The sequence below is a fragment of the Streptomyces luomodiensis genome, from assembly GCF_031679605.1.
Taxonomy (GTDB): Bacteria; Actinomycetota; Actinomycetes; order Streptomycetales; family Streptomycetaceae; genus Streptomyces; species Streptomyces luomodiensis.
Map to the genome: position 1 here is coordinate 1685216 of NZ_CP117522.1, position 24668 is coordinate 1709883.

21 protein-coding genes and 3 pseudogenes are annotated in these 24668 nt (G+C 73.5%); 17 read left to right on the forward strand and 7 right to left on the reverse strand.

The window, feature by feature from the left end:
- Positions 1-50: 50 nt before the first annotated feature.
- Positions 51-1292: a glycosyltransferase gene (locus tag PS467_RS06985; RefSeq protein ID WP_311039778.1), complete on the forward strand. Its 1242-nt coding sequence runs from the start codon at positions 51-53 to the stop codon at positions 1290-1292.
- A gap of 46 nt (positions 1293-1338) precedes the next feature.
- Here the strand turns inward: PS467_RS06985 and PS467_RS06990 are convergent, their stop codons facing one another.
- Positions 1339-2706, reverse strand: coding sequence for a TerD family protein (locus PS467_RS06990; protein ID WP_311039779.1), 1368 nt, complete (start codon positions 2704-2706; stop codon positions 1339-1341).
- Positions 2707-2947: 241 nt separating this feature from the next.
- On the opposite strand from PS467_RS06990, the gene PS467_RS06995 reads away from it, so the two are divergent.
- Complete coding sequence (locus PS467_RS06995; protein WP_268970641.1) at positions 2948-3448, forward strand: DUF6643 family protein; 501 nt, start codon at positions 2948-2950, stop codon at positions 3446-3448.
- A gap of 398 nt (positions 3449-3846) precedes the next feature.
- On the opposite strand, the pseudogene PS467_RS07000 reads toward PS467_RS06995, so the two are convergent.
- Together PS467_RS07000 and PS467_RS07005 are read right to left on the reverse strand one after the other, a co-directional pair.
- A pseudogene (locus PS467_RS07000) lies at positions 3847-4540 on the reverse strand (response regulator).
- A 124-nt stretch (positions 4541-4664) separates the two neighbouring features.
- Positions 4665-5114, reverse strand: a complete 450-nt coding sequence (locus PS467_RS07005; RefSeq protein ID WP_311034480.1) for a cyclic nucleotide-binding domain-containing protein — start codon at positions 5112-5114, stop codon at positions 4665-4667.
- Between the two features lie 246 nt (positions 5115-5360).
- Between PS467_RS07005 and PS467_RS07010 the strand changes: the two genes are divergently transcribed.
- From PS467_RS07010 to PS467_RS07030, 5 genes are all read left to right on the forward strand, one after another.
- On the forward strand, positions 5361-5786 hold the full coding sequence (locus tag PS467_RS07010) for an ATP-binding protein (RefSeq protein ID WP_311034481.1): 426 nt from the start codon (positions 5361-5363) through the stop codon (positions 5784-5786).
- Between the two features lie 87 nt (positions 5787-5873).
- A complete protein-coding gene (locus PS467_RS07015) occupies positions 5874-6761 on the forward strand; it encodes a universal stress protein (protein ID WP_311034482.1) in 888 nt (295 codons plus the stop codon).
- A 113-nt stretch (positions 6762-6874) separates the two neighbouring features.
- Positions 6875-8623 (forward strand): sensor histidine kinase, encoded by a 1749-nt coding sequence (locus PS467_RS07020; protein WP_311034483.1) that lies wholly within the window; start codon positions 6875-6877, stop codon positions 8621-8623.
- 88 nt (positions 8624-8711) lie between these two features.
- On the forward strand, positions 8712-9314 hold the full coding sequence (locus PS467_RS07025; protein WP_311034484.1) for an Rv1733c family protein: 603 nt from the start codon (positions 8712-8714) through the stop codon (positions 9312-9314).
- A 213-nt stretch (positions 9315-9527) separates the two neighbouring features.
- Entirely contained in the window at positions 9528-11966 is a 2439-nt protein-coding gene (locus tag PS467_RS07030; RefSeq protein ID WP_311034485.1) for a right-handed parallel beta-helix repeat-containing protein, read from the forward strand.
- On the opposite strand, the gene PS467_RS07035 is transcribed toward PS467_RS07030, so the two are convergent.
- On the reverse strand, positions 11936-14347 hold the full coding sequence (locus tag PS467_RS07035) for a hypothetical protein (protein ID WP_432280548.1): 2412 nt from the start codon (positions 14345-14347) through the stop codon (positions 11936-11938). The genes PS467_RS07030 and PS467_RS07035 overlap by 31 nt on opposite strands.
- Positions 14348-14536: 189 nt before the next feature.
- Here PS467_RS07035 and PS467_RS07040 point away from each other — a divergent pair, with 189 nt between their 5' ends.
- A complete protein-coding gene (locus PS467_RS07040) occupies positions 14537-15382 on the forward strand; it encodes a DeoR/GlpR family DNA-binding transcription regulator (protein WP_311034486.1) in 846 nt (281 codons plus the stop codon).
- A 24-nt stretch (positions 15383-15406) separates the two neighbouring features.
- On the forward strand, positions 15407-15877 hold the full coding sequence (locus PS467_RS07045) for an SRPBCC family protein (RefSeq protein ID WP_311034487.1): 471 nt from the start codon (positions 15407-15409) through the stop codon (positions 15875-15877).
- Between the two features lie 79 nt (positions 15878-15956).
- Here PS467_RS07045 and cds1 read toward each other — a convergent pair whose 3' ends face one another.
- Entirely contained in the window at positions 15957-17078 is a 1122-nt protein-coding gene (gene cds1 / locus PS467_RS07050; RefSeq protein WP_311034488.1) for an L-cysteine desulfhydrase Cds1, read from the reverse strand.
- Positions 17079-17257: 179 nt separating this feature from the next.
- Between cds1 and PS467_RS07055 the strand changes: the two genes are divergently transcribed.
- The 3 genes and pseudogenes from PS467_RS07055 (at position 17258) to PS467_RS07065 (ending at position 19189) form a co-directional block, all read left to right on the forward strand.
- On the forward strand, positions 17258-17590 hold the full coding sequence (locus tag PS467_RS07055) for a hypothetical protein (RefSeq protein WP_268970650.1): 333 nt from the start codon (positions 17258-17260) through the stop codon (positions 17588-17590).
- A 188-nt stretch (positions 17591-17778) separates the two neighbouring features.
- Positions 17779-18234: pseudogene (locus tag PS467_RS07060) on the forward strand (ATP-binding protein); the annotation flags it as partial.
- Positions 18235-18601: 367 nt separating this feature from the next.
- Positions 18602-19189 (forward strand): DUF4865 family protein, encoded by a 588-nt coding sequence (locus PS467_RS07065; protein ID WP_311039781.1) that lies wholly within the window; start codon positions 18602-18604, stop codon positions 19187-19189.
- An 85-nt stretch (positions 19190-19274) separates the two neighbouring features.
- On the opposite strand, the gene PS467_RS07070 is transcribed toward PS467_RS07065, so the two are convergent.
- Positions 19275-20504: an ROK family protein gene (locus PS467_RS07070; RefSeq protein WP_311034489.1), complete on the reverse strand. Its 1230-nt coding sequence runs from the start codon at positions 20502-20504 to the stop codon at positions 19275-19277.
- A gap of 17 nt (positions 20505-20521) precedes the next feature.
- On the opposite strand from PS467_RS07070, the gene PS467_RS07075 reads away from it, so the two are divergent.
- From PS467_RS07075 to PS467_RS07095, 5 genes are all read left to right on the forward strand, one after another.
- Positions 20522-21811, forward strand: a complete 1290-nt coding sequence (locus PS467_RS07075; RefSeq protein WP_311034490.1) for an MFS transporter — start codon at positions 20522-20524, stop codon at positions 21809-21811.
- 84 nt (positions 21812-21895) lie between these two features.
- Positions 21896-22630 (forward strand): maleylpyruvate isomerase family mycothiol-dependent enzyme, encoded by a 735-nt coding sequence (locus tag PS467_RS07080; protein ID WP_311034491.1) that lies wholly within the window; start codon positions 21896-21898, stop codon positions 22628-22630.
- Positions 22631-22683: 53 nt separating this feature from the next.
- Entirely contained in the window at positions 22684-23169 is a 486-nt protein-coding gene (locus PS467_RS07085) for a DUF4442 domain-containing protein (RefSeq protein WP_311034492.1), read from the forward strand.
- A 46-nt stretch (positions 23170-23215) separates the two neighbouring features.
- Entirely contained in the window at positions 23216-23458 is a 243-nt protein-coding gene (locus PS467_RS07090; protein WP_311034493.1) for a DUF6332 family protein, read from the forward strand.
- The gene (locus PS467_RS07095) at positions 23458-24363 is read left to right on the forward strand and encodes a DUF2797 domain-containing protein (protein ID WP_432280721.1); all 906 of its coding nucleotides are present in this window, start codon (positions 23458-23460) and stop codon (positions 24361-24363) included. Before PS467_RS07090 ends, PS467_RS07095 begins: the two co-directional genes overlap by 1 nt.
- Before the next feature lie 27 nt (positions 24364-24390).
- Here the strand turns inward: PS467_RS07095 and PS467_RS07100 are convergent.
- Positions 24391-24600: pseudogene (locus tag PS467_RS07100) on the reverse strand (LuxR C-terminal-related transcriptional regulator); the annotation flags it as partial.
- Between the last annotated feature and the right edge of the window lie 68 nt (positions 24601-24668).

Below are 24668 nucleotides of genomic sequence, written 5' to 3' on the forward strand. Positions count from 1 at the left end.
CCCGACGGCCGGGCCCGCCTTCCGGCAGACTTCGGCGGGTGAGCGCGCTGATGTGGATCGCCGCCGGGTCCCTGGCCGCATGGCTGTGGCTACTGCTGGGTCAGGGCTTCTTCTGGCGTACGGACGTCCGACTGCCCCTGACCGGCCCGCCGGACCCGTCCGGCCCACCGAACCCATCCGGGTCACCGGGCCCGTCCGGGTCCCCGGAGTCCGCCGGATGGCCCTCGGTGGCCGTCGTGGTGCCCGCCCGGGACGAGTCCGCGGTGCTTCCGGAGAGCCTGCCCTCGCTGCTCGCCCAGGACTATCCGGGGCCCGCGGAGATCTTCCTGATCGACGACGGCAGCTCGGACGGCACCGGAAAGCTGGCCCGTGAACTGGCGGACGGGTACGGCGGGCTGCCGCTGACCGTCGACTCCCCCGGCGAACCCGGTCCCGGCTGGACCGGCAAGCTGTGGGCGGTGCGGCACGGCATGGCGCTCGCGGCGCAACGTCCCGCCGTCGACCGTAAGGACGGCGGCGGCGTCGACTATCTGCTGCTGACGGACGCGGACATCGCCCATGAACCCGATTCCCTGCGGGAGTTGGTGCGCGCGGCCGAGGAGAACGGGCTGGACCTGGTCTCCCAGATGGCGCGGCTGCGGGTGGCGACCTACTGGGAGCGGCTGATCGTGCCCGCGTTCGTCTACTTCTTCGCACAGCTGTACCCCTTCCGGTGGGTCAACCGGCCTCGGGGGCGCACGGCGGCGGCCGCGGGCGGCTGTGTACTGCTGCGCCGGGAGGCGGCCGAGCGGGCCGGGGTCCCGGAGGCGATCCGGAAGTCGGTCATCGACGACGTGGCGCTGGCCCGCGCGGTGAAACGGTCCGGCGGACGGATCTGGCTGGGTCTCGCCGACCGGGTCGACAGCGTGCGGCCGTATCCGCGCCTGGGCGAGCTGTGGCGGATGGTCTCGCGCAGCGCGTACACCCAGCTGCGGCACAATCCGCTGCTGTTGCTGGTGACGGTCGCGGGACTGGCGGTGGTGTATCTCGTACCGCCCGCCGCGGTGGCCGCCGGAGTGCTGACGGGGCGCCCCGCGCCGCTGGCGGCGGGCGCCGCCGCCTGGCTCCTGATGGCGGGCACCTACGTCCCGATGCTGCACTACTACCGGCAGACCCTGTGGCTGGCGCCGCTGCTGCCCCTGACGGCCCTTCTGTATCTGCTGATGACCGTGGACTCGGCGGTGCGGCACCACCTCGGGCAGGGCGCGGCCTGGAAGGGGCGCACCTACGCCCGCCCCAGCGCCGCGCCCTGACGGCCGCGCCGCGCATCCCGGATCGTCAGCCGCGCATCCCGGATCGTCACTTGCGGCCTGGGGTCCAGTTCATGCCCCAGCCGTAGGCGTGATCGAGGGTGCGCTGCGGGCTGACACCGCGCTCCGGCACCAGGTAGCGGGCCTCGCGCTGGACGACGAGGTCGCCGCCGGTGTTGGTGATGAGCGCGAGCGCGCAGACCGGGGACGGGACGGTGCACTCGTCGAGCGAGAAGTCGATCGGGGCGCCGAACTGCGGTTGCAGGGTGACCGTGGCGTGGAGGTTGGCGAAGCTGCGGGCGCCCTCGTAGATGGTCACGAAGACCAGGATCCGGCGGAACGACTGCCGGTGGTCGAGGTTGATGGTGAGGTTCTCACCGGCCGCCCGCGCACCGGTCCGGTCGTCGGCGTCCAGGTGGATGAAGGGCGGTTGGTGGAGTGAGCCGAAGGAGTTGCCGAGCGCCTGGACCACGCCCTTGCTGCCGTCGGCGAGTTCGAACAGCGCCCCCAGGTCGAGATCGAGGTCGTTGTGCATGGCCATGGCCTTGCCGAGCTTGGAGGCCCAGCCCGAGAACTGCTTCTGCATCTGCCAGTTGAGGTTGATCCGCATGGTGCCGGAGGTGCCGCCCTGCTTGGTGAGCGAGACCGAGGGCGCCTCCTTCGTCAGGGTGACCTTGCTGAGGCTCACCGGCGTCGGGGCGGGGGCGGGCGGTGCGGCGGGCGGGGGCGGCGGAAGGGGCGTGGAGACGGCGGTGGGCGGCGGAGGCGGGTACGCCCCGGCCGGAGGGCCGGACGGCGGCGCGGGGGCCGCGTACGGGGTCTGGGCCGCGTAGGGGTTCTGTCCGACGTTCGGCGGGCCGGCCGGAGCGGGGGCGGCGGGCGGGGGCGGCGTCTGCCGCGGTTCGTCGACGCTGATGCCGAAGTCCGTGGCGAGCCCCGCCAGCCCGCTCTGGTACCCCTGGCCCACCGCGCGGAATTTCCAGGCGCCCTGCCTGCGGTACAACTCGCCCAGGACGAAGGCCGTCTCGACCGTGGCGTCGTCGCTGTCGAAGCGGGCGATCTCCGCGCCGCCGGCCGCGTCCAGCACCCGGATGTGCAGACCGGGGACCCGCCCGAACGTCCCTCCGTCGGCTGAGCCCGCGAGGACCACGGTGTCGATGGCCGGTTCGACCCGGGCGAGGTCCACCGAGAGGGTGTCGGTCACCGCGTCACCCGTGGTCCGCTTCCCCTCGTGGCGCACCGCGCCCGAGGAGTGCGCCGCCTGGTTGTAGAACACGAAGTCCCCGTCGGACCTGACCTTTCCGGACACCAGCAGCAGCGCCGAGGCGTCCACGTCCGGCACCCCCGGCCCGGTGCGCCAGCCGAGCTCGATCCGCACCGCGTCCGCCGGTACTGGCGTGTTACCGCCCTTGCGCATGGCCATTGTGTCCCCCTGCCTCTCTCTTCTCCTCGGTCACCCGGGTCACCCGGCCGCCGAACCACGTCGTACGACCGGCGGTTACCCAGTGAAAACGCGCTCTTTACACGAACTCAACGTACCCTGACGACCGATTTTCCCGGGTTCGCTCTGATTGGGGATCCGCGGCCACTCCGAACACTGAAAACAACCCTCCTACCGGGCTCCCCAATCAGCACATCGTGGGCTTAACTTATGGTCTATGACCTCCCCCCGCAGCACTTACGGTGGCGGCTACTACTCCTCGCCGTCCTTCCCGGACACCCCCATCTACGACAGCCTTGTCGCCGAGCGGGGGACACCGCAGATCGCACCCATCAGGGTGCCGTCCGCCTACGACACCGGAAGTCATCTTCCGGCCCTGCCCTCGGCGCTTCCGGCACTGCCGGCCGCTCCCTCCCCGCAGCCCCCGCAGCAGGGATACCAGCAGCACACGCCGCAGCCCACCGGTCTGCAGCAGGCGCACACGCCCTACATCCCGCAGCAGCCCACGGGGCCGCGGGGCTACCCGGGCGCCCAGCAGCCGCAGGCGCAGCGGCCCAGCCCTGCCGCGCCGATGGGGTACGAGGCGATGCGCCCGGCCATGACCCGTCCGGTCGCGCCCCGCCCGGCGGCGCCCGCGCCGTCTCCTTACGACGACCCTTACGGTCGTCAGCAGCAGTACCCGGGCGGCCGGTCGCCGCAGCCGGGAGGCGGCTACTGACACGATTCGGGAGGTGAAGCGACCGGGCCGGTGCCCGGTCGCGGGAAGGATCGGGCCGGACGGGGTCTCCCCGTCCGGCCCCAGACGTGTCCGGGCCCCTGACCCCGGTCGCCGAGGGCCGTTCGGCCCCTCCCCGGCGGCGGGGCGCACCGCGATGCTGGACCGAGCAGTACCGCGAGCCGGTCTCCGTCGCCGGGGGCGGGCCGGGCTCTCACTCCACTGCGGTGATGAGCGTCATCGACCGGCGCGCCCCCGTTCGGCGTGGGGCGCGGGACCGGAGGGGAGCCGGTCCCGCGCTTCGCGCGACAGGTGCTCCCGGCCCGCCGTAAGGGCGTTCTCTCACCCTTACGGCCGTGCTCCGCACGGGCTCACCGGCCGGTGCCGCACTCCGCACGGGCTCACTGGCCCGTTTCGCGCTCCCTGAGCCGCTCGGCGATCACCGCGGCCTGAATGCGCCGTCCCACGCCCAGCTTGGACAGGATCGCGGAGATGCGGTTCTTGACGGTCTTCTCGGCCAGGAACAGCCGCTCGGCGATCTGCCGGTTGGTCAGCCCGTCGCCGATCAGCAGGAGGATCTCCCGCTCCCGGGGGGGAGAGCTGCTCCAGTTCCACCGGCCCGCTGGGCGCGGGTCCGCGCAGCCGGGCCATCACCCGGGCGGTCGCGCCGGGGTCGAGCATGGAGCGGCCGCCGGCCACGGTGCGCACCGCCGACACCAGATCGGATCCGTTGATCTGCTTGAGCACATAGCCGGCGGCGCCGGCCATGATGGCGTCGAAGAGCGCCTCGTCGTCGTCGAAGGACGTCAGCATCAGACAGGCGAGGTCGGGGAGGCGGGTCCGCAACTCCCGGCAGACCTCGATCCCTTCGTGGTCCCCGCCGTCGCCCGAGGAGCCGAGCCGTACGTCGAGCACCGCGACCCGGGGCCGTACGGCGGGGGCGCGGGCGAGGGCCTCGCGGGCGTTCGCCGCCTCGCCGACCACCTTCAGATCGGACTCGGCGTCGAGCAGATCGCGCAGTCCGCGCCGCACCACCTCGTGGTCGTCGAGCAGAAAGACCCCGATGGGGCCGTCGGGGTCGGCTGTCTGGGGCACGGCCTCTCCTCCATCGGCGCGCGGGTCGCCGGTCGCGATCCGGCTGCCCAGCTTTACGGTCTGCCGCGGGGAAGCGTAAGGGGCCGTTCGGCCCCCGGGCCGCCCGCCGCACCCACCGTCCCGATCATGGCGAGATCCCGCCCGCGTATGGCCCGTAAAGGTCCAGCAGCCGGGTGCGGGCGCTCTGTAGTCTGCGCCCGATCACCTGGGCACAGGCCAGCGCGAGGGCGTAGCCGAGCGCCGGGTCCTCGTCGCACAGCCGGCGCACCGCCTCCGCGTCGAACTCGTGCGCGCGCACCGGGCTGAGCGCCTCCGCGCCCAGATGCCAGGTGTCCGGCGGGAACAGCCAGGACCAGCCGATGAGCTCCCCGGGGCCGAGGGTCTCGATCACCGCGGCCCGCCGCCCCGGCACATGCAGATCGAGGGTGACCGCGCCGGTGCGGATGATCCAGAAGCGGTCGGCCTTGCGGCCCTCCTCGAAGATGCGCGCCCCCGAGGGGAAGGACACATCGTGGGCGAGCGCCATCACCCGCTCCCGGTGTTCGGTCTTCAGCGCGCTCAGAAGTCCCATCATGACCTCACTCTGCCGTCTCCTCTCCCCCCTCGCCCCTCGGCGGTCACTATGCGCATGAGAGGCGGACGATCCAAAGCGATACACCGACGAACGGGTATCGCTTCGCCCTTACCCATTTCCGGTCACGTTTCCGATATGACACGTCATTTATGGTCGTGACAACCGATGAGGCCAGACTCCTCGTACCCTCGGCTGCTTCACCGACCCTGTGATGTCGCTCGTACTCGTCACCAACGGGAGGCACTGGTGCTAGCCGACCCTCGTCGTCGGTCCGCCGATCGAGCCGGAGAACACCTGCTTCAGCGCCGTTTCACCGCTGACGAGCTGCCTCGGCTACGGGTGCAGGTCGAGGAGTGCGCGGCCTGGGCCGGGCTCAGCGAGACCCGCCGCGGCGACTTCGTGCTGGCCGTCGACGAGATCGCCAACAACGCCGTCGAGCACGCGGGCGGCACCGGATCCCTGCTGCTGCGGCGGATCGGCGACGAGCTGGAGTGCCGGATCAGCGACTCCGGCCCCGGCTTCTCCGAGGACGTCATCCCGCAGATCCTGCCGGGGCTGGACGGCGCGACCAACGGCCGCGGACTGTGGCTGACCCGGCTGGTCACCGACCGGCTGGCGATCAGCGCGGGGGCGGTGGGCGCCGTGGTGACGCTGGCCATGCGGCTGCGCTGAGTGAGCCGCCGGCCTCCCTCGGCCACGGAATCGGCGGGACGACGGGACAATGGGAAGAGACATATCCATGTGCCGGCGGGAGAGGCGGTGGGCACGGTGGAGCTTCCTGTGGTCGTGGGGGTCCACGGTTCGGACGCCGCCTCGGACGCACTGGACTGGGCGGCCGAGGCGGCCGGGCGCCGCGGCCTTCCGCTGCGCATCGTCCACGCCTCCCTGTGGGAGCGGTACGAAGGGTACGTTCCGGGCACGGCCGCCGACCGTCCCGCCGAGCGGCTGCACAGCGAGGCGGTGCTGGCCACCGCGGCCGAGCGGGCCGGGCGGCGGGTGCCGGCCCTGAAGGTGATGACCGACCTGGCCGCCGACGACGCGGTCACCGCCCTGCTGCGCGCCGGGCAGAGCGCCGAGGCGCTGGTGGTCGGCTCGCGCGGCCGCGGCGAGTTCGCCTCCCTGCTGCTGGGCTCGGTCGGACTGGGCATCGCGGCGCGCGCCCAGTGCCCGGTGGTCGTGGTGCGCGGCCACCCGGAGAACGTGCACGGCGGGACGCACCGGGTGGTGGTCGGGATCGCCGAGCGCGAGCGCCCCGGCGAGCAGGAGCCCACGCCGCCCTCCGCCGCGGTCGCGTTCGCCCTCCGCGAGGCGCGGCTGCGCGGCGGCGAGCTGACGGCCGTGCACGCATGGCGCTGCGCGGGCCCCGAGGACCACGGGGCGCGCGAGGACCACGCACGGCGCGCCGCCGCACTGCTGGACGAGGCGCTGGGCGGCGCCACGGCGGCCGGGCTGGCGCCGGTGCCGGTGGCGCACCGCCCGGTCGAGGGCTCGGCGCGCAAGGCGCTGCTGGACGCCTCGGCGCACGCCGATCTGCTGGTGGTGGGGGCCAGGCGGCGGCAGGGGCACTTCGGCATGCAACTGGGGCTTGTCAACCACGCCGTTCTGCATCACGCCAAGTGTCCGGCCGCCGTGGTGCCGGATTCCTAGGCATCGGCCCCCGGCGGCCCACCGACCCTGGCCGAGTTCCTTCGCTCGCCGTCACCATCCGTGCCCGCCCCGGATACCCTGCTGGTGAGAGGCGCGAGGGGGATGGAGGCCAGGTGTCGGGCAGCGCGGACCAAGGACGCCATCCGGCCCTCCCCCAGCTCCGGCTCGATCAGCTTCTCGACGAGCTCCAGGCGCGGCTGGACGCCGCCCGGTCCACCCAGGACCGGATGCACAACCTGCTGGAGGCCGTGCTCAGTGTGGGCCGCGAGCTGGATCTGGAGCAGGTGCTGCGCCGGATCGTGGAGTCCGCGGTGGTGCTGGCCGACGCGGAGTACGGCGCGCTGGGCGTGGTCGACCGGCATCGGCTCTCCCAGTTCCTGCCGGTCGGCATGTCCGGGGAACAGGCGCGCCGCATCGGTCCGTTACCCAGTGGCCACGGACTGCTCGGCGAGCTGATCCGTCACCCCCAGCCGCTGCGGCTCACCGATCTGTCGGAGCATCCGGCGAGCTACGGCTTTCCCGAGCACCATCCGCCGATGCGGTCCTTCCTGGGCGTGCCGATCCGGGTCCGGGACGAGGTCTTCGGGAATCTGTATCTGACCGAGAAGCGCGGCGGCGCCCAGTTCGACCCCGACGACGAGGCGGTGCTGACCACCCTGTCGGTCGCCGCCGGGGTGGCCATCGACAACGCCCGGCTGTACCACGAGAGCCGGCGCCGCGAGCAGTGGCTGGAAGCGCTCGGCGTCATCACCCGTACGCTGCTGGCGGGCACCCCGGCGGGCGAGGTGCTGAGCATGATCGCCCGGCTCGCCCTCCAGGTGGCCCTCGCCGACTCGGCGGCGATCCTGCTGCCCGCCGCGGGCACCGATTCCCTGGTGGTCGAGGTGGCCGAGGGGCATGACGCGGAGCGCGTCGGCGGGCTCGTGGTGCCGTCCGACGGCTCGCTGGCCGGGCTCGCCGCCCGCACCGGGCGCCCCGCGGTCGCCTCGGACATACGGGTGGACTCGCGGGCCCGGTCCTGGCCGCTGCCGGCTCCGGAGAGCGAGTTCGGCCCGGTGGTGGCCGTCCCCCTGGTGGCCAACGAGCGGGCCTCGGGTGCGCTGCGGCTGTGCCGGCTCGCCGGGCGGCCGCCCTTCGACGACCATGAGGTGCAGCTGCTGTCGGGGTTCGCGGCGCAGGCGGCCCTCGCCCTGGAACTGGCCCGGCACCGCGCCGAGTCCGAGCACATGGCGCTGCTCCAGGACCGTGACCGGATCGCCCGGGACCTTCACGATCTGGCCATTCAGCGGCTCTTCGCGACCGGGCTGACCCTGCAGAGCGCGGGCCGGCTGATCGAACGCCCGGAGGCGTCCGAACGGGTGCGGCGGGCCGTCGACGACCTGGACGAGACCATCAGGATCATCCGCTCCACGATTTTCGCTCTGCGCACGGTCGGGGACGACGACGGCGAACCCGCCACTTTGCGGCGCCGGCTGGTCAAGGCCGTCCGGTCGGCCTCCGACACCCTGGGGTTCGCACCGTCGCTGCTGATGGACGGCCCGGTCGACACCGATGTGCCGGACGAGACCGGCGACCATGTGCTGGCGGTGCTCGCCGAGGCGCTCAGCAACACCGTGCGGCACGCCCACGCCCAGCGGGCGGAGGTGCGGCTGACCGTCGACGGCGCCATCACCCTGACGGTCACGGACAACGGGGTGGGCATCGGGGATGCCGCCCCCAGTGGCGGGCTGGTCAACATGCGCTCCCGGGCCGAACTCCTGGGCGGCACTCTGGACATCGAGGCGCCCGAGGCGGGCGGCACACGGCTGGTCTGGTGTGTCCCCCTGACCGCCGACGGCCCGCCGGAACGGCGAAAGGGCTGACCCCGTGATATTGCTCTCTCTTCACCGAATCAGCGCATATCCGGCCCGCGATGCGGTACCCACGAACGGGAAAGGGGGTGTGTGATCCATGCGAACGATCTGGGGGCTGTGGCGCTGGCGGTGCAACCCGCTGCGCCGTAGGACCGACCTGCTGGAGGCGTACGCGGCGCTGGTGGCCGCGTCGCTCATCCTGCTCGTCGCCCCCGTTGTCGGCTGGATGTCGGGGTCCTGGGCGCACGGGGCGCTGGAGAAGGTCGCGCGCGAGCAGCGCGCCGAGCGTCATCCGCTCTCGGCCACCGTGCTGAAGGTGCTGCCGCAGCCACCCATCGACTCCGATCCCGAGACCGCCTCCGCCGCGGACGCCCACCGTCGTGTCCTCGCCCGCTGGACGGGGCCGGACGGCAGCAGCCACCAAGGCGCCCTGGCGGCCCGTCCCGACGCCGACCCCGGTGAGCGGTTCCGGATCTGGACCGACGACCACGGCCGCCCGGTGGACCGCCCGCTGGACGCCGCCACGACCACCACGCACGCCGTGCTGGCCGGAGTCGGCGCGGCCGCGGGGACGGTGGTCCTGGTGGACGGCGCCCGGCGGCTGGTCGTATGGCGGCTCATGCGCCGGCGCTACACACAGTGGGACATCGCCTGGGCGCGAGCCGGCCAGGACTGGGGCCGGGCGGACGCCGACAGCTAGCGTCGGCGGGCGGGCCACGCTCAGGCGTTACGGGCGCCCATGGACGGGCCGTTAATTGTCATATGAACGCCAATCCCGCCCGTGGTCCACAGGCACGTCAACTCACGGTGCCGTGCGCACGCTACGGTGGGCACTCCATATGCGCAGCGGCAGTCGGCAGCGGCGGTCAGGCGCGCACACCGACAACGCACGAGGTGGGGGCACAGCAGCACCATGGCACAGGGCTCGGTCGTCCAGGTGACGCACAGCGGAACGTCGCGGTGGCGGCGCCGCACCGGAGAGTACGCCTCCCTCACGGCTGCCCTGGAGGCCGCCGGGGACGGTGATGTGCTCTCCATCTCGCCCGGCACCTACCGCGAGAATCTGGTGGTGGGCCGGGCCGTCACCCTGCGCGGGCCCGAGGGCTCCGCCCGCGGTTCGGTGCGGATCGCACCGGTGGACGGCGTCGCGCTGACGATACGGGCCTCCGCCACGGTCCAGGATCTGCATGTCGAGGGCCAGGACTCGGCCGCCCCCGCGCTGCTGATCGAGGACGGCACCGCGGAGCTGGCGGACGTCCGGGTCGCCACCCGCTCGGCGGTCGGCATCGAGGTGCGCGGCGGCGCCCGGCCGACCGTGCGGCGCTGCACCGTGGACAACCCCGCGGGCGTCGGGCTCAGCGTGCTGGACGGCGCGGGCGGGGTGTTCGAGGAGTGCGAGGTGGTGGCCGCCGGGCAGTCCGGGGTGGCGGTGCGCGGCGGCGCCCGGCCGCGCCTGGAGCGCTGCCGGATCCACCACGCCTCCGGGGCCGGGCTCTCGCTGACCGGTGAGCACACCTCCCTGGAGGCCGTCGGCTGCGAGGTGTACGAGATCCGGGGCGCCGGGGTGCAGGTCTCCGGGCGCGCGACCGGGCATCTGACCGACTGCCGGGTGCACCGCACCACGTCCGACGGGGTGAACCTGGACACGGACGCGGTGCTCACGCTCGCCGACTGCGAGATCCACGACATCCCGGAGAACGCGATCGATCTGAGGTCGCGTTCGGTGCTGACGCTGACCCGCTCCACGGTGCGCCGCTTCGGGCGCAACGGCCTGTCGGTGTGGGACCCGGGTACCCGGGTCGACGCCAACCAGTGCGAGCTGCACGAGAGCACCGGCGACTACCCGGCGGTGTGGGTGAGCGACGGGGCCACCGCCGTGCTCGACTCGTGCCGGGTGCGCGAGGTGCCGGACGCGCTGTTCGTCCTGGACCGGGGGTCGCGGGTCGATGTGGTCGACAGCGATCTGTCGCAGGTGCGGTCCACCGCGGTCTCGGTGAGCGACGGGGCCATCGTCCAGCTGGACGACTGCCGGATCCGGGAGGCGGCCACCGGGGCGTGGTTCCGTGACCACGGCAGCGGCGGCACGCTCGCCAACTGCACCATAGACGGCGCCTCCACCGGAGTGATCGTCACCAAGGGTGCCGATCCGACGGTCGAGCGCACCACGGTCTCCGGGCCGACGGAGGCCGGGTTCTATGTCTCCGCCGAGGGCCGCGGCACGTTCACCGGCTGCCGGGTGACCGGCAGCGGGGGCTATGGCTTCCACATCATCGATGGCTGCCGCACCACCTTGACCCGGTGCCGTACGGAGCGGTGCGCGCGCGGCGGTTATGAGTTCTCCGAGGCGGGTCCGGTCGTCGAGGACTGCACCAGCGACGAGAGCGCCACCACGGCGCCGGGCTCTCCGGCCGTGCCCGCCGCGCCCGGTGTCACCGCGCCCGCCGTGCAGACCGCCGCCTCGACGGGCGGGCTGCTGGGCGGGGTCCCGGCGCAGCGGTCCGCCCAGACCGCCGCGCCCGCCGCCGAGCCCCCGGTCGCCGTCCGCCCCTCCACCGAGGTGCTGGGCGAACTGGACGCGCTGGTCGGGCTGGAGAGCGTCAAGCGCGAGGTGCGGGCCCTCACCGACATGATCGAGGTGGGCCGGCGGCGTCAGCAGGCCGGGCTCAAGGCCGCCTCCGTCCGCCGCCATCTGGTCTTCACCGGCTCCCCCGGCACCGGTAAGACGACGGTCGCCCGGCTCTACGGCGAGATCCTGGCCTCCCTCGGGGTGCTGGAGCGCGGCCATCTGGTGGAGGTCTCCCGGGTGGATCTGGTCGGTGAGCACATCGGCTCCACGGCCATCCGCACCCAGGAGGCGTTCGACCGGGCGCGCGGCGGAGTGCTGTTCATCGACGAGGCGTACGCCCTCTCGCCGGAGGACTCCGGCCGGGACTTCGGCCGGGAGGCCATCGACACCCTGGTGAAGCTCATGGAGGACCACCGGGACGAGGTCGTGGTCATCGTCGCCGGGTACACCGCCGAGATGGAGCGCTTCCTGACCGTCAACCCCGGTGTGGCCTCCCGTTTCTCGCGCACCATCACCTTCGGCGACTACGCCCCCGAGGAGCTGCTGCGGATCGTGGAGCAGCAGGCCGAGGAGCAGGAGTACCGGATCGGCGAGGGGGCGGCGGAGGCGCTGCTGAAGTACTTCACCGCGCTGCCGAAGGGCCCGGCGTTCGGCAACGGCCGCACCGCCCGGCAGACCTTCGAGGCGATGGTGGAGCGGCACGCGGGCCGGGTCGCCCAGCTGAGCGACCCGACCACGGACGACCTCACGCTGCTCTATCCGGAGGACCTGCCGGAGCTCATCTGACCGGCCTCCTCCGGCGGCGGCGTCTGCTCCGGCAGCCGGGCCAGCAGCCCGGCCCGCTCCCGGTCGAAGAGCGGGTCGGCCTGGTAGTCCCCGTGCCCCAGGATCGGCGCGGGCAGCGGGTGTTCGGGCGTACGGCCGTAGACCATCGGGTCCTTGAACGGGTCGCAGTCGACCTCGGGCCCGCTGCCGTCGGGCAGCCGGATGGGGCCGCCTATGGGGTCGGTGTACCGCCACAGGTTGCGCCAGCGGCGCATCTCGCCGTGGAGCGAGAGCAGCTGGTCGGGGCCGAAGTAGGCGGGGAACCAGCGCCCGTAGAGCCGCTCCAGCGGTGAGCCGTAGGTGAGCAGCGCGATCCGGCCGCGGGTGCGGTGGTCCACCTGCCAGGCCGCGGCGGCGGCCAGCACACTGCCCTGGGAGTGGCCGGAGATGACCAGCCGGCCGCCGTACCGGCGGGTCCAGGTCTCCATCCGCCAGGTCAGATCGGGCACCGCCCGCTCGGCGTAGCACGGCGGCGCGAAGGGGTGGGCGGCGCGCGGCCAGAAGGTGCCCACGTCCCACAGGATGCCGATGGTGCGGCGGGCGGCGGGGCTGCGGTAGGCGCGGCGGGCCCAGGTGATCAGCATCAGGAAGGCCAGCCCCATCAGCCAGGAGCCCAGTGCCTGCGCGGTCTGGGCGGCGGCGTCCACGACCCCGGGCGCGCCGTCGGCGGCCCGTCCCGGCACCTCGTCCGTGACCCAGGCCCCGACGATGGCGAGGGCGCCGAGCAGCAGGGTGAACAGCGCGACGGGGCCCACGATCCACGGGACGGAGTCGGTGAGGCCGGCGCGGGCGATCGTGCCCGCGATCCGCCGGGTGCGCACGGCGTCGGGGCGCTCCTCCGGATAGCCGTCCATGATGGTCGGCAGCAGCCGGTTGCGCACCCGCCACACCCTGACGCTGAAGATCAGCAGCAGTCCGAGCAGGACCAGCAGCAGTGCGGGGATGGCCGTGGCCAGCCAGGTCAGCAGAACCGGCGGGGCGATGCCCGGCCCCTCACCGGGGGTGGCGCCGCCGTCCAGCCAGTCGGCGAACCGCTGGGCGACACCGCCGGCCAGCACCGCGCCGAGCCCGCAGGCGAGCGTGGCGACGGCGGGTCCGGCCAGCCCGAGCAGCGGGGTGCGGCCCAGGGCGTATCCGCCGTGTCCGGAGCGCGCGGCCCGGTGGAGGGCAAGGGCGCACACCGCCATGGCCACGATCAGCGCGCCCTCCCCGATGACGATGGCGCAGAACGCCTGGTTGCCCGGGAGCTTGCCGGTGGAGACCCAGCCGGGGCGGGACCAGCCGGCGTGCAGGACGGAGAGCGCCAGCACGGCGAGGGCCGCGCCGGGCAGCGCGGTGATGGTGATGCGGTCCAGCTCCCCGTCGACCTTGGTCTCGCTGCGGCCGCGGTGGCACACCACGGCCACCACCGCGGCCGCGCCCAGGGTGATCAGCGCCAGCAGCGCCCAGCCCGCGGCGTCCTGGAGGCCGCTGCCGCCCGGTTTGCGGTCGTAGGTGGTGGTGGGCAGGGTCAGGCCCGCCGCGATGGTGAGGAACCCGGCGGCGGTGTGCGCGGCGCGCAGCCGGGCCACGATCCGGCGGCCGTACCAGAAGCCGGGCAGGCACAGCGCGGGGCGGTTGCCGGCCTCGGGGGCGGCCTCGTCGACGGGGCGCTCCAGCGGCGGGGAGGACTCGTACGCGCTCCAGGTGCGGTTGGACAGGTACCACAGCAGTCCGGTGAGCGCGCCGGGCAGCACCGCGGCCAGCGCGAGCCTGCGGCCGGGCTGGCTCCACCAGCCGTGGTTCTCCGGGGAGAGGAAGGCCAGCCAGGACGTGTCCGCGGCGCAGTCGGCCGAACCGGCACACTGCCAGGCGACCAGGTCCAGGGCCACCTCACAGGCACCGGCGATCAGCAGCACGGTCAGGCTGAGCGCCACGAGCCGTACGAACAGGCCGTAGGTGCGCACGGTCCGCTCGCGCCGGTCGGCCGGGGGCCGCATCCAGTGGGCGAGGTTGGCGACCATGAAGGGCAGCAGGAGCAGCCACAGGGCGCGGGAGCTGTTGCCCGAGGTGAGGTTGCACCATACGTACGCCTCGCGGATCGGGCCCTCGCGGCCCGGCTCCTCGCGCTCATGCGGCGGGCGCCGCTCGGCGTCCACGTCCTCGGCCCTGCGGTAGACCGCGGCGGTCTCGTCGCCGGTGACCAGGCTGGTGCACGGATCGTCCAGCATCTCCTGGGGGGTGGTGCCGCCCACTCCGTGGACGAGCAGTTCCAGGTCGGGCGGCGGCGCTCCGCCCGCACCGGCCGACGTCGCCGGCTGCGTCGCGTCGGCCGGTGTGTCCGTACGCGTGGTCGATGCCACCGTGTCCCCCGATCCGGTGCGGTGCGGTCGTTCTGCTCCCAGAGTGTGCCCACCGGTCCCCGCTCCCGACCCTGACGGGGCGGGCGTGGCGAAATCGTGACCCGGGGTACTGCGCCCCTCGGCTGTCCCCGCCCCGTGCGAAGATGAACGCGCGGGCGACGAGGGCCGACCGGAAGGAGACGAGGCAGGGTGAGCGACAACCACAACCTGCTCGCGGAGCAGCGGCGTGCCCTGATCCTCGATGAGGTCAGGCGGCGCGGCGGGGTGCGGGTCAACGAGCTGACGCGCAAGCTCAATGTCTCGGACATGACGGTCCGTCGCGATCTCGACGCGCTGGCGCGGCTGGGCGTGGTGGAGAAGGTGCACGGCGGGGCCGTGCCGGTGGCCGAGGCGAGCACGTACGAACCGGGGTTCGAGGCCAAGTCGGAGCTCGAGCTGAGCGCCAAGGAGGACATCGCGAAGGCGGCGGCCGCGATGGCCACGCCCGGCACCGCGATCGGCCTGGCCGGGGGTACCACGGCCTTCACGCTGGCCCAGCATCTGCTCGAGGTGCCGGATCTGACCGTGGTGACGAACTCGGTCCGGGTGGCCGATGTGTTCTACAACGCCCAGCGGTCGGCGGCGCTCGGCGGCGTGGGCCCGCGCCCCGGCGCGGCCACCGTCGTGCTCACCGGCGGGGTGCGGACGCCGTCGGACACGCTGGTGGGGCCGGTCGCGGACGCGGCGGTGCGCTCGCTCCACTTCGATGTGCTGTTCCTGGGGGTGCACGGCATATCGGTGGAGGCGGGCCTGTCGACGCCGAACCTCGCGGAGGCGGAGACCAACCGCCACTTCGTCCGGGCCGCGCGGCGGGTGGTGGTGGTCGCGGACCACACCAAGTGGGGCACGGTGGGGCTGAGTTCCTTCGCCTCGCTGGACCAGGTCGACGCGCTGGTCACGGACCCGGGGCTGCCGGAGGACGCGCGGGCGGAGATCTCCGAGTACCTGCCGGAGCTGGTGGTGGCGGGCGAGCCGTCGCGCACCGCAGACATCTGACGTCATGTCATTTATCGTGTGTCCATGACACACCGGCTGCGTTCCGTCGGACTGGAGTACGCCGAGACCGCCCCGGTGCGGCTCGTCTTCGTCGCCGAGATCTCGGCCGCTCCGGAGGCGGTGTTCGAGGCGCTCGCCGACGTCGAGGGCTGGCCGCGGTGGTACCGGCAGGTGACCGGGGCCCGCCCCACGGACGGCGGCAAGGGCAGGGAGATCCGTCTCAAGGGCGGCACCCTCTTCCATGAGACGGTCATGGCGGCGGATCCGCACGAGCGCTACGCCTACCGCGTCGACGAGACCAACGCACCGGGGCTGCGGGCCCTGCTGGAGGAGTGGACGCTGCGGCCCTCGGGCGGCGGGACCGTGGTGCGCTACGTCTTCGCGCTGGACGGCACGGCGCTGCTGCGCGGTGCCGTGCGGGTGCTGCGGCCGGGTCTGCGGCGCGCGTTCCACCAGGCGGTGCGGACCCTGGACCGCCGGCTGGCGGCGGCCTGACGTCCGTACCGGCCCGGGGTCGGCCGGTACGTCAATCGGGCCGCCAGTCGGCCCGCCAGTCGGTCCGTCAGTCGGTACGTCAGTCGGTCCAGGTGCCGGTGGCGAGAAAGACGTCGAGCGTCTTCGCATGGGGCTCGATGTCCAGTCCCTGCTCCTCCAGCCACGCGTCCGAGTAGTACTTGTCCAGATACCGCTCCCCCGGATCGCACAACAGCGTCACCACGCTCCCGGTCCGCCCCGCGGCGACCATCTCGGCGACGATCCGCAGCGCGCTCCACAGCCCGGTCCCCGTGGAGCCGCCCGCCCTGCGGCCGATGACCCGCTCCAGGGCGCGGACGGCCGCGACGCTCGCCGCGTCCGGGACCTTCATCATCCGGTCGATCGCGCCCGGTACGAAGCTGGGCTCCATCCGGGGGCGGCCGATGCCCTCGATGCGTGAGCCGTGGTCGCTGGAGGCACCGGTGTCGTGGTGCACCCAGCCGTCGAAGAAGCAGGAGTTCTCCGGGTCGGCGACGCACACCCGGGTGTCGTACTGCATGTAGTGGACGTAGCGGGCGATGGTCGCCGAGGTGCCGCCGGTACCCGCCGTGGCCACGACCCACGCCGGTTCGGGATAGCGCTCCAGACGCAGCTGCTGATAGATCGACTCGGCGATGTTGTTGTTGCCGCGCCAGTCCGTGGCCCGCTCGGCGTAGGTGAACTGGTCCATGTAGTGGCCCCCGGACTCCGCCGCGAGGGTGATGGACTCCTCGTACATCGTCCGCGGGTCGTCCACGAAATGGCATTGGCCGCCATGGAATTCGATCAGGCGGCACTTCTCCCGGCTGGTCGTGCGGGGCATCACCGCGATGAAGGGCACTCCGATCAGCTTGGCGAAGTACGCCTCGGATACGGCGGTCGAGCCGCTGGATGCCTCGATCACGGGCTTGCCCGGCCGGATCCAGCCGTTGCACAGCCCGTAGAGGAACAGCGAACGTGCCAGACGGTGCTTGAGACTCCCCGTGGGGTGGGTGGACTCGTCCTTGAGGTAGAGGTCGATCCCCCAGCGCTCGGGCAGCGGGAAGCTCAGCAGATGGGTGTCCGCGGACCGCTGGGCGTCCGCCTGCACCTTGCGGACCGCCTCCTTCAGCCACCCGCGGTAGCCGTGGTCGCTGCGGTCCACGTCGATCGTCTCGGTGATTCCGCCCGCCGTGCCGTCCAACGCCCACTCCTCCTGCTTGTGCCCGTGCCCAGCCCGAGTGGCATACTCGTGCCGGTTCGCTCCTCATTGTCCCCCGGTGCGCCCTGGTGTCCCGGGCCGGTCACGGGCACACTGCGCAGCAGGGAAAATGAGAGGCGGCGGCACATGTGCCCGTCGGAGCCATCGGGGAGGCGGTTGTGATGGCCGATACCGAGTTCAACGCCAGGGGAGTGCGGATCGAGCGGTTCCTGCGCTCGGTCACCCGCGCCGGACAGGTCTTGATCAAGGACGGCAGGCTGGAGTTGCTGACCAGTTACGGCCGCGAGATCGACAGCGCGCCGGTGCAGTCGGTCCGCGCCAGCAAGCCCTGGTTCGTGGACGGGGACCAGGCCATGGCCACCGTGAACGGCACCCGCTACCGCCTCACCCTCGGCTCCCAGGACACCAAGTCCACCTCGGCCAAGTCCGGCTCCGGCACCGCCAGCCGCTTCCTCGACGCCGTCCGGTCGGCCCGGGGGCGCACCCGGAAGTAGGGGGGCGGCCGAGTTGCGCAGGCGCGCGGTGGGACCGACCCTGGACGCGTATCAGTATCACTGAGGGTCAACAAGCGGTGACGCTGAGAACCGTCCCACCGGTCGCGCCCAGCAGCCACCACTGCTGAACGTGTTCGTCGCCCGCATCTGCATCAGGCTAGCCCCAACTTCTTCAGGGAGTCGCAGCCGTGATCAGTCGTCCTAGCAGGCATTGCACGGTGGAGCTCCAGGCCCTGCCGTCGCGGATCGGACAGGTCCGCAGAATCGTGTCGGCGCAACTGCGCTACTGGCATCTGGATCCGCTCATCGACCCGGCGGCGCTCGGCGTCACCGAACTGCTCACCAATGTGCATCGGCACGCCGAGCCGGACAAACAGTGCACGGTGGAGATCGCCCTCATGCTGGACCGGCTGACGGTTTCGGTCCGCGACCAGGATCCCCGGCTGCCCCGCCTCCGCGACTGTGATCCCGTCTCCACGCACGGCAGGGGGCTCGCGCTGGTCGCGGCCGTCAGCCAGAGCTGGGGAATGCACGCGCGGGACGACGGCAGCGGGAAGGTGGTCTGGTTCACGCTGGCCGTGCCGCGCTCCACCACCACCGCCACGTCGCCCTTCGCGGCGCATGGAGCGGGCCGCAGCGCGCCGCCCCGCCGCACGGACGTCTCCCGCCCGGCACCGGCGCCCGCCGCGCCCATCACCGGTCCCGCGCCCATCACCGGCCCGGCGCCGATCAGCGGTCCCGCGCCCGAGCCCGCCACCGCCCCGGCGCCGGCCCCCGCACCCGTCACCCCGGCTCCCGCACCCGTGGCTCCGGCACCGGCCCCGACCCCCGTCGCCCCGGCGCCCGCACCGGCCGTCGCGCCCGCTCCGGCGCCCGCAGTGCGCGATCGAGCCCCCGCGGCCGCCCGGTCGGCCGTATCCCCCTGAGCGAGCGTCCCGCCTCCCGCGAGGCGGGACGGCCTGACAACGTTCTGTACCTACTAGTGTGTACGCTGACGCCATGACGTCACCGATGCTCGCCATGCAGTACCGGATCACCCTGCCCGCCGACTACGACATGCGGATCATCCGGCGCCGGGTGGAGACGAAAGGGCCGCTGCTCGACGACTTCCCGGGACTGGGCCTCAAGGCGTACGGCATCCGTGAGCGCGGTGTGGACGGCTCGCCGGTCCATCAGTACGCCCCGTTCTATCTGTGGACCGCGCCCGAGGCCATGAACCGCTTCCTGTGGGGGCCCGGATTCCAGGGCATCGTCCGGGACTTCGGCAGGCCCCCGGTCGAGCACTGGCACGGGCTCGCCTTCGAACGGGGCCCGGCCACGGGCGCCGTACCACGCGCCGCCACCCGCCACGCCACGCCGGTCCCGGCCGCCGCCGACCCGGCGGCCGCCGTCGAGGACGCGCTGGCGCGGCTGGCCGAACGGGCCCTCACGGACGGCGTCCACGCGGCGGCCCTCGGCATCGACCCGCGCGGCTGGGAGCTGATCCACTTCACCCTCTGGGAGGACTCCGCACCGCCCTCGGAGCCCGGCGACCGCTACCAGGTGCTCCATGTGTCGGCCCCGGACCTGGACGCACTCCCCCGGGGACGGCAGTGGTGACCGCCGTAAGGACGGCTCCCGGCGGCCTCGGCGACCTCGCCGCACGGCCTGGCGCGGCGGTTCGCCCGGTCCGGCAGCAGCCGGCTCAGCTCACGCCCAGCGCCGCCAAGGGGTCGTCCAGTACCGGCTGCCACGCCAACTCCGCCGCCCCCACCAGGCTGTTGTAGTCCAGCGTGCACGGCAGGATCGGGACGCCCCCGCTCCGGCCCCACAGGCTCCGCTCCGCCACCACCGCGCGCAGCCGCTCCGGGTCGGCCTCCAGGAGCTCGCGGTGCAGCCCGCCGAGGATGATGCGGTCGGGATTGAGGATGTTGACCAGGTTGGCGAGTCCGAGGCCGAGGCGGTCGATGAGCTGCTCGACGGCGGCCCGTACGGACCCATCCGTGGGGTACTCCTCGCGCAGCAGGTCGCGGGCCTGCTGCAACAGGGACAGCTCCGGGCCCGGGTCGCGCCCGGCCGCCGTGAGGAAGGCGAGCGGGTCGGCCTCGATGTCCAGACAGCCACGGCTGCCGCAGTGACAGGGCGGGCCCTCGGGGTTGACGGTCAGATGGCCCACCTCGAGGGCGAGCCCCGCGCTGCCCGTGTGCAGCCGTCCGTCCAGCACCAGCGCGCCGCCGACGCCCCGGTGCCCGGTGGCGACACAGAGCAGGTGCTGGGCGCCGCCGCCCGCGCCGTGGCGGTGTTCGGCGAGCGCGGCCAGGTTGACGTCGTTGCCCGCGAAGCCCATGAGCGGCCCCCGGTCGTCGCCGCGGACGCCCGCGGCGGCCAGGCTGCGGGTGAACAGCTCGCGCACCGGAGCGCCCGCGGGCCAGGCGACGTGCAGCGGGTTCAGGGCGGTGCCCTCCGGTTCGGCGACCGCGGACGGGACGGCGAGCCCCGCGCCCACACAGCGGCGGCCGGTTTCCCGCAGCAGCTGGGCACCGGCCTCGACGACCGCGTCGATGACGTGTGCCGGGTCCGCGGGCACGGTCATGCAGCCCGGGGCGGTGGCCACGATCCGGCCGCCGAGCCCGACGAGCGCCGCCCGGAAACCGTCGGCGTGCACCTGGGCGGCGAGCACGACCGGCCCGTGGGGGGCGATCGAGAGCCGGTGCGAGGGACGACCCTGCGCCCCGGCGGCCCCGAGCGGCCGCGAGTCCACCTGGATCAGGCCGAGCGCCTCCAACTCGGCGGCGACGGCGCCCGCGGTCGCGCGGGTCACCCCGAGTTCGGCCGTGAGCACGGCGCGGGTGGGGGCGCGGCCGGTGTGGACGAGCTCCAGCGCCGGGCCGAGAGCGCTTCGGCCGCGCTCGAGCCTTGTCCGTGTCTGGGTCACGCCCCTATTCTCACTTTGTGCCGACTCGAAACAAAACACGGACGGCCACCCGGGGCGCGCGCCGCTCCGCCACCACCGATCGTGACCTCGCCCGACTCCGCGCCGCCATCACCGCGTTCTTCTTCCTCGACGGCTTCGTGTTCGCCGGATGGGTCGCCCGTATCCCCGCGGTCAAGGACCAGACGAGCGCCTCGGAGGGCGCGCTGGGGCTGGCCCTGCTCGGGGTGTCCGCGGGCGGGACGGCCACGATGATGGCGACCGGACGGCTCTGCCGTCGCTTCGGCAACCACCCGACGACGGTCGCCGCCGGGGCGCTGTTCGCGGCCTCCGTCGCGCTGCCGCCGCTGACCCACTCCGCACTCGCCCTCGGGCTGGTGCTGCTCGTCTTCGGCACCGGGTTCGGCGCGCTCAACGTGGCCATGAACAGCGCGGCCGTCGATCTCATCGCCGCCCTGCGCCGTCCGGTCATGCCCGGTTTCCACGCCGCCTTCAGCCTGGGCGGGATGGCCGGGGCCGGGCTGGGCGGACTGATAGCCGATCACCTCTCCCCCACCCGCCATCTGGCGCTGCTCGCGGTCTTCGGGCTGCTGCTCGCGGCGGCCGCGGGCCGGACGCTGCTCACGCAGCCGGTGCCCTCGCCACCGGTGCCCTCGCCGCCGGGGGACGTCGAGCCGCCGGCCGAGTCGGCAGCCGGGCCGGGGTCCGGGGCGGCTGCCGCCGCCCCCGAGCCATCGCCCGGGGCGCGGCCGGGCCGCGTCCGGTGGCTCGTCGCCGTCTTCGGCCTGATCGCGCTCTGCACGGCGTACGGCGAGGGCGCGATGGCCGACTGGGCCGCGCTCCATCTGCACCAGGACCTCGACGCGTCCGCCGGACTCGCCGCCGCGGGCTACTCCGTCTTCGCCCTGATGATGGCCGTCGGCCGGCTGACCGGCACCGCGCTGCTCGAACGGCTCGGCCAGACCAGGACGTTGATCGCGGGCGGCGCCACCGCCGCGGCCGGCATGCTGCTGGGCTCGCTCGCGCCCACGGTCTGGCTCGCGCTCCTCGGCTTCGCGGTCACCGGGCTGGGGCTGGCCAACCTCTTCCCGGTCGCGATCGCACGGGCCGGCGCGCTGACCGGACCGGGCGGGGTCGCCGCGGCCTCCACACTCGGCTACGGCGGCATGCTGCTGGGCCCGCCCACGATCGGCTTCCTCGCCGACTGGTACTCGCTGCCCGTCGCGCTCACCACGGTCGCGGCGCTGGCGGCGGTGGCGGCGGTCGTCGCGTACGGGACGCGGAACGCCACGCGGCCGTCCGGGAGTTGACCCCTCCCCGGCCGGCCGCCCCTTCGCCCGCCCCTCCTCCGGCGCGGCTCGGGTTCTGTCGGTGGTGGCTGGCATGATGCGCCCATGGAGACTGCCGCGTTGATCGAGATCCTGGACCGCGAGGGCCGGCTGCTGGCCGCCGCCGCGGCCGAGGCCGGGGTGGACGCCCCGGTGCCCACCTGTCCCGGCTGGCGGGTCAGGGATCTGCTGGAGCATCTGGGCGGGGTGCATCTGTGGGCCACGCGCTTCGTCGCCGAGGGGCTGACGGAGCGGGTGCCGGCGCCGGCCGCGCCGGAGCTGGACGCGGCCGGGCTGGTGGCGTGGTACCGCGAGTGCCACCGCGCGCTCGTGGACACGCTGACCGCCGCCGATCCGGAGGTGAAGTGCTTCACCTTTCTGCCCGCGCCGTCCCCGCTGGAGTTCTGGGCCCGGCGCCAGGCCCATGAGACGGCCGTCCACCGGGTCGACGCGGAAGCGGCGCGGGGCGGGGACTTCTCCCGGTGCACCCCGGAGTTCGCCGCCGACGGGGTCGACGAGCTGCTGATCGGCTTCCACAGCCTGGCGCGGTCCCGGGTGCGCACGGAGGTCCCGCGCACCCTCCGCGTGAGCGCCTCGGACCGGGACGCGGTCTGGACGATACGGCTGTCGGAAGACGTACCGCGGATCGAGCGCGGCGGTGAGGGCGCGGCCGACTGTGAGCTCGGCGGGCCGGCCCACGATCTCTATCTCGCGCTCTGGAACCGGCTGCCGATCACCGCGCTGAGCGTGGCGGGCGACGCGGAGCTGGCCACGCTCTGGCGGGAGCGCTCGGGCGTCTGATGCGCCGGTCACATCGGTTACCGGCGAGTAGGGTGTCGTGTTAGCTTCGCGTCATGTCTCGTCGTTCGATGTCTCCGCGCGGTCTGCGGCGCGCGATGAACTGCTGGCCGCCCTACCTGTTCGCCGGGGTACGGGTGGTCCACCTGGCCGAGGACTGGAGCAGCGCTCGGGTCAGGCTGCGGCTGCGCCGCTTCAACGCCAACTACGTGGGCACCCAATTCGGCGGTTCGCTGTTCTCGATGAGTGACCCGTTCTGGATGCTGCTGGTGATGAACCGGCTGGGCCGGGAGTACATCGTCTGGGACAAGGCCGGCGAGATCGACTTCGTCTCGCCCGGCCGCGGCGATGTGTTCGCCGACTTCAAGCTCACCGAGGAGCGCCTGGAGGAGATCCTGGAGGCCACGGCGGACGGCGGCAAGGCGCTGCCGTGGTTCGAGAACGACGTCGTCGCCGCGGACGGTACGGTCGTGGCACGCGTGCGGAAGCAACTGTATGTGCGCCGGAAGCGTCGTGACGGGCAGCGGGCCGGGGCGGACTGACCCGGCACCGGCCGACGGACACCAGGCGACGGAGGGCTGATACGAGATGACCGGACCCCGTTCCCAGGACGAACGCGACGCGCTCACCGTCGAGATCGTGTTCGCCCTCGTCACGGCCGCTCTGCTGGCGGCCGTGCTCTACGTCGCGGTCGCGAGCCCCGCGCTCTTCGACGACCTGGGCCGGGCCCAGGAGACGGCTTGGCAGACGGCCGCCTTCGCCGCGGCCACCGTCGGGTTCACGGTCCGCCTGGTGCGGGTGCTGTGGCTCTTCTCCCGGCAGCGGCGCTGATGGCCCCGGGTCCGCGGCCGTCACACTGGCAATGCGCGGGATCGCGCTGGGACCGCCGCGGGCCCGCGCTGGTCTGGCGCCACCCGCTCCACGGTGAACGGATCTCCCCGCTGACGCCGGACCGCCCGCTCTCCTTCACCACCGGGCCCCGGCGCGAGTGCGTCGGCGTCCGCAGGGGCGCCCGGCACACCCCCTGCCCGGCCGGGGCCGAGGTCCCGGCCGCCGCCGTCCCCGCCCAGTGCCCGGACTGCGCCCGGCTGGACCGCTCGTACTCCGTGGCCGCCGACACCCGTACCGACGATCCGCGCCCTTACGACGTCTATCTCGCCTGGTTCGGCCCGGAACTGCTCAAGGTCGGGATCACCGCGGCCGAGCGGGAGGGGGCCCGGCTGCTGGAGCAGGCCGCGCTCTCGTACTGCCTGCTGGGCCGTGGCCCGCTGATGGCCGCGCGGCGCGCCGAGGCCGTGCTGGGCGCCGCGCTCGGCGTCCCGGACCGCTTCCCCTACGCCGCCAAGCGCGCCGCCCGCGAGGCCCCGCCGCCCCCGGAGCGGCGGGCGGCCGACCTCGCCGCGCTCCACCGGCGGGCGCGCGGCCTGAGCGGTCTGCCGGAGTCGCTGGCCCTGGCGCCGTTCGAGCCCGTGCACCATGACGCGGCGTTCCATCTGGACCGGGTGCGCCCCGCGCTGGGGCTGATCCAGCTCGTCCCCGGGGCCACCGTGGTCGGCCGTATCGACGCCGTGGCGGGCCCGGACATCCATCTGACCTCGACGGACGGCCGGACCCTGCTGCTGGACACCCGCCGGCTGGCGGGCTGGCCCCTGGCTTCGGCCGCGGCGGACGCCCCGACGACGGCGCCGGTGGCGGCGTGGGAACGGGAAGCCGAGGCCCCAGAGGGACTGTTCTGACCGCCGCGTACCCGGGAGCCGTTACGTTCAGCCGAACCAACTGGGCCGGACCAGGCCCGACGTGTAGGCGAGCACGAGGAGTCGGGCGTGGTCCCGGGCCCCGGGTTCGACCATGGTGCGGCTCACATGGGTCGTGGCGGTGAGCGGGCCGGCCTCAAGTCGGCGAGCGATCTCCTGGTTCGACGGCCCCATGCCCACCAGGGCCGTCACCTCCCGCTCCCGCTCGGTCAACTCCGCGTCGGGGCCTCGCGGACCAACCTCGATGTCCGGCTGCGCCGACGGCAGGGCGTGGAGACCGGCGCGTA

What these genes read in the sequence shown, in the direction of transcription:
- PS467_RS06985 (WP_311039778.1), top strand. Translation starts at nt 51, where the DNA reads ATGTGGATCGCCGCCGGGTCCCTGGCCGCATGGCTGTGGCTACTGCTG.
- PS467_RS06990 (WP_311039779.1), bottom strand. Translation starts at nt 2,706, where the DNA reads ATGCGCAAGGGCGGTAACACGCCAGTACCGGCGGACGCGGTGCGGATC.
- PS467_RS06995 (WP_268970641.1), top strand. Translation starts at nt 2,948, where the DNA reads ATGACCTCCCCCCGCAGCACTTACGGTGGCGGCTACTACTCCTCGCCG.
- PS467_RS07005 (WP_311034480.1), bottom strand. Translation starts at nt 5,114, where the DNA reads ATGATGGGACTTCTGAGCGCGCTGAAGACCGAACACCGGGAGCGGGTG.
- PS467_RS07025 (WP_311034484.1), top strand. Translation starts at nt 8,712, where the DNA reads ATGCGAACGATCTGGGGGCTGTGGCGCTGGCGGTGCAACCCGCTGCGC.
- PS467_RS07030 (WP_311034485.1), top strand. Translation starts at nt 9,528, where the DNA reads ATGGCACAGGGCTCGGTCGTCCAGGTGACGCACAGCGGAACGTCGCGG.
- PS467_RS07045 (WP_311034487.1), top strand. Translation starts at nt 15,407, where the DNA reads ATGACACACCGGCTGCGTTCCGTCGGACTGGAGTACGCCGAGACCGCC.
- PS467_RS07055 (WP_268970650.1), top strand. Translation starts at nt 17,258, where the DNA reads ATGGCCGATACCGAGTTCAACGCCAGGGGAGTGCGGATCGAGCGGTTC.
- PS467_RS07065 (WP_311039781.1), top strand. Translation starts at nt 18,602, where the DNA reads ATGCTCGCCATGCAGTACCGGATCACCCTGCCCGCCGACTACGACATG.
- PS467_RS07080 (WP_311034491.1), top strand. Translation starts at nt 21,896, where the DNA reads ATGGAGACTGCCGCGTTGATCGAGATCCTGGACCGCGAGGGCCGGCTG.
- PS467_RS07085 (WP_311034492.1), top strand. Translation starts at nt 22,684, where the DNA reads ATGTCTCGTCGTTCGATGTCTCCGCGCGGTCTGCGGCGCGCGATGAAC.
- PS467_RS07090 (WP_311034493.1), top strand. Translation starts at nt 23,216, where the DNA reads ATGACCGGACCCCGTTCCCAGGACGAACGCGACGCGCTCACCGTCGAG.
- PS467_RS07095 (WP_432280721.1), top strand. Translation starts at nt 23,458, where the DNA reads ATGGCCCCGGGTCCGCGGCCGTCACACTGGCAATGCGCGGGATCGCGC.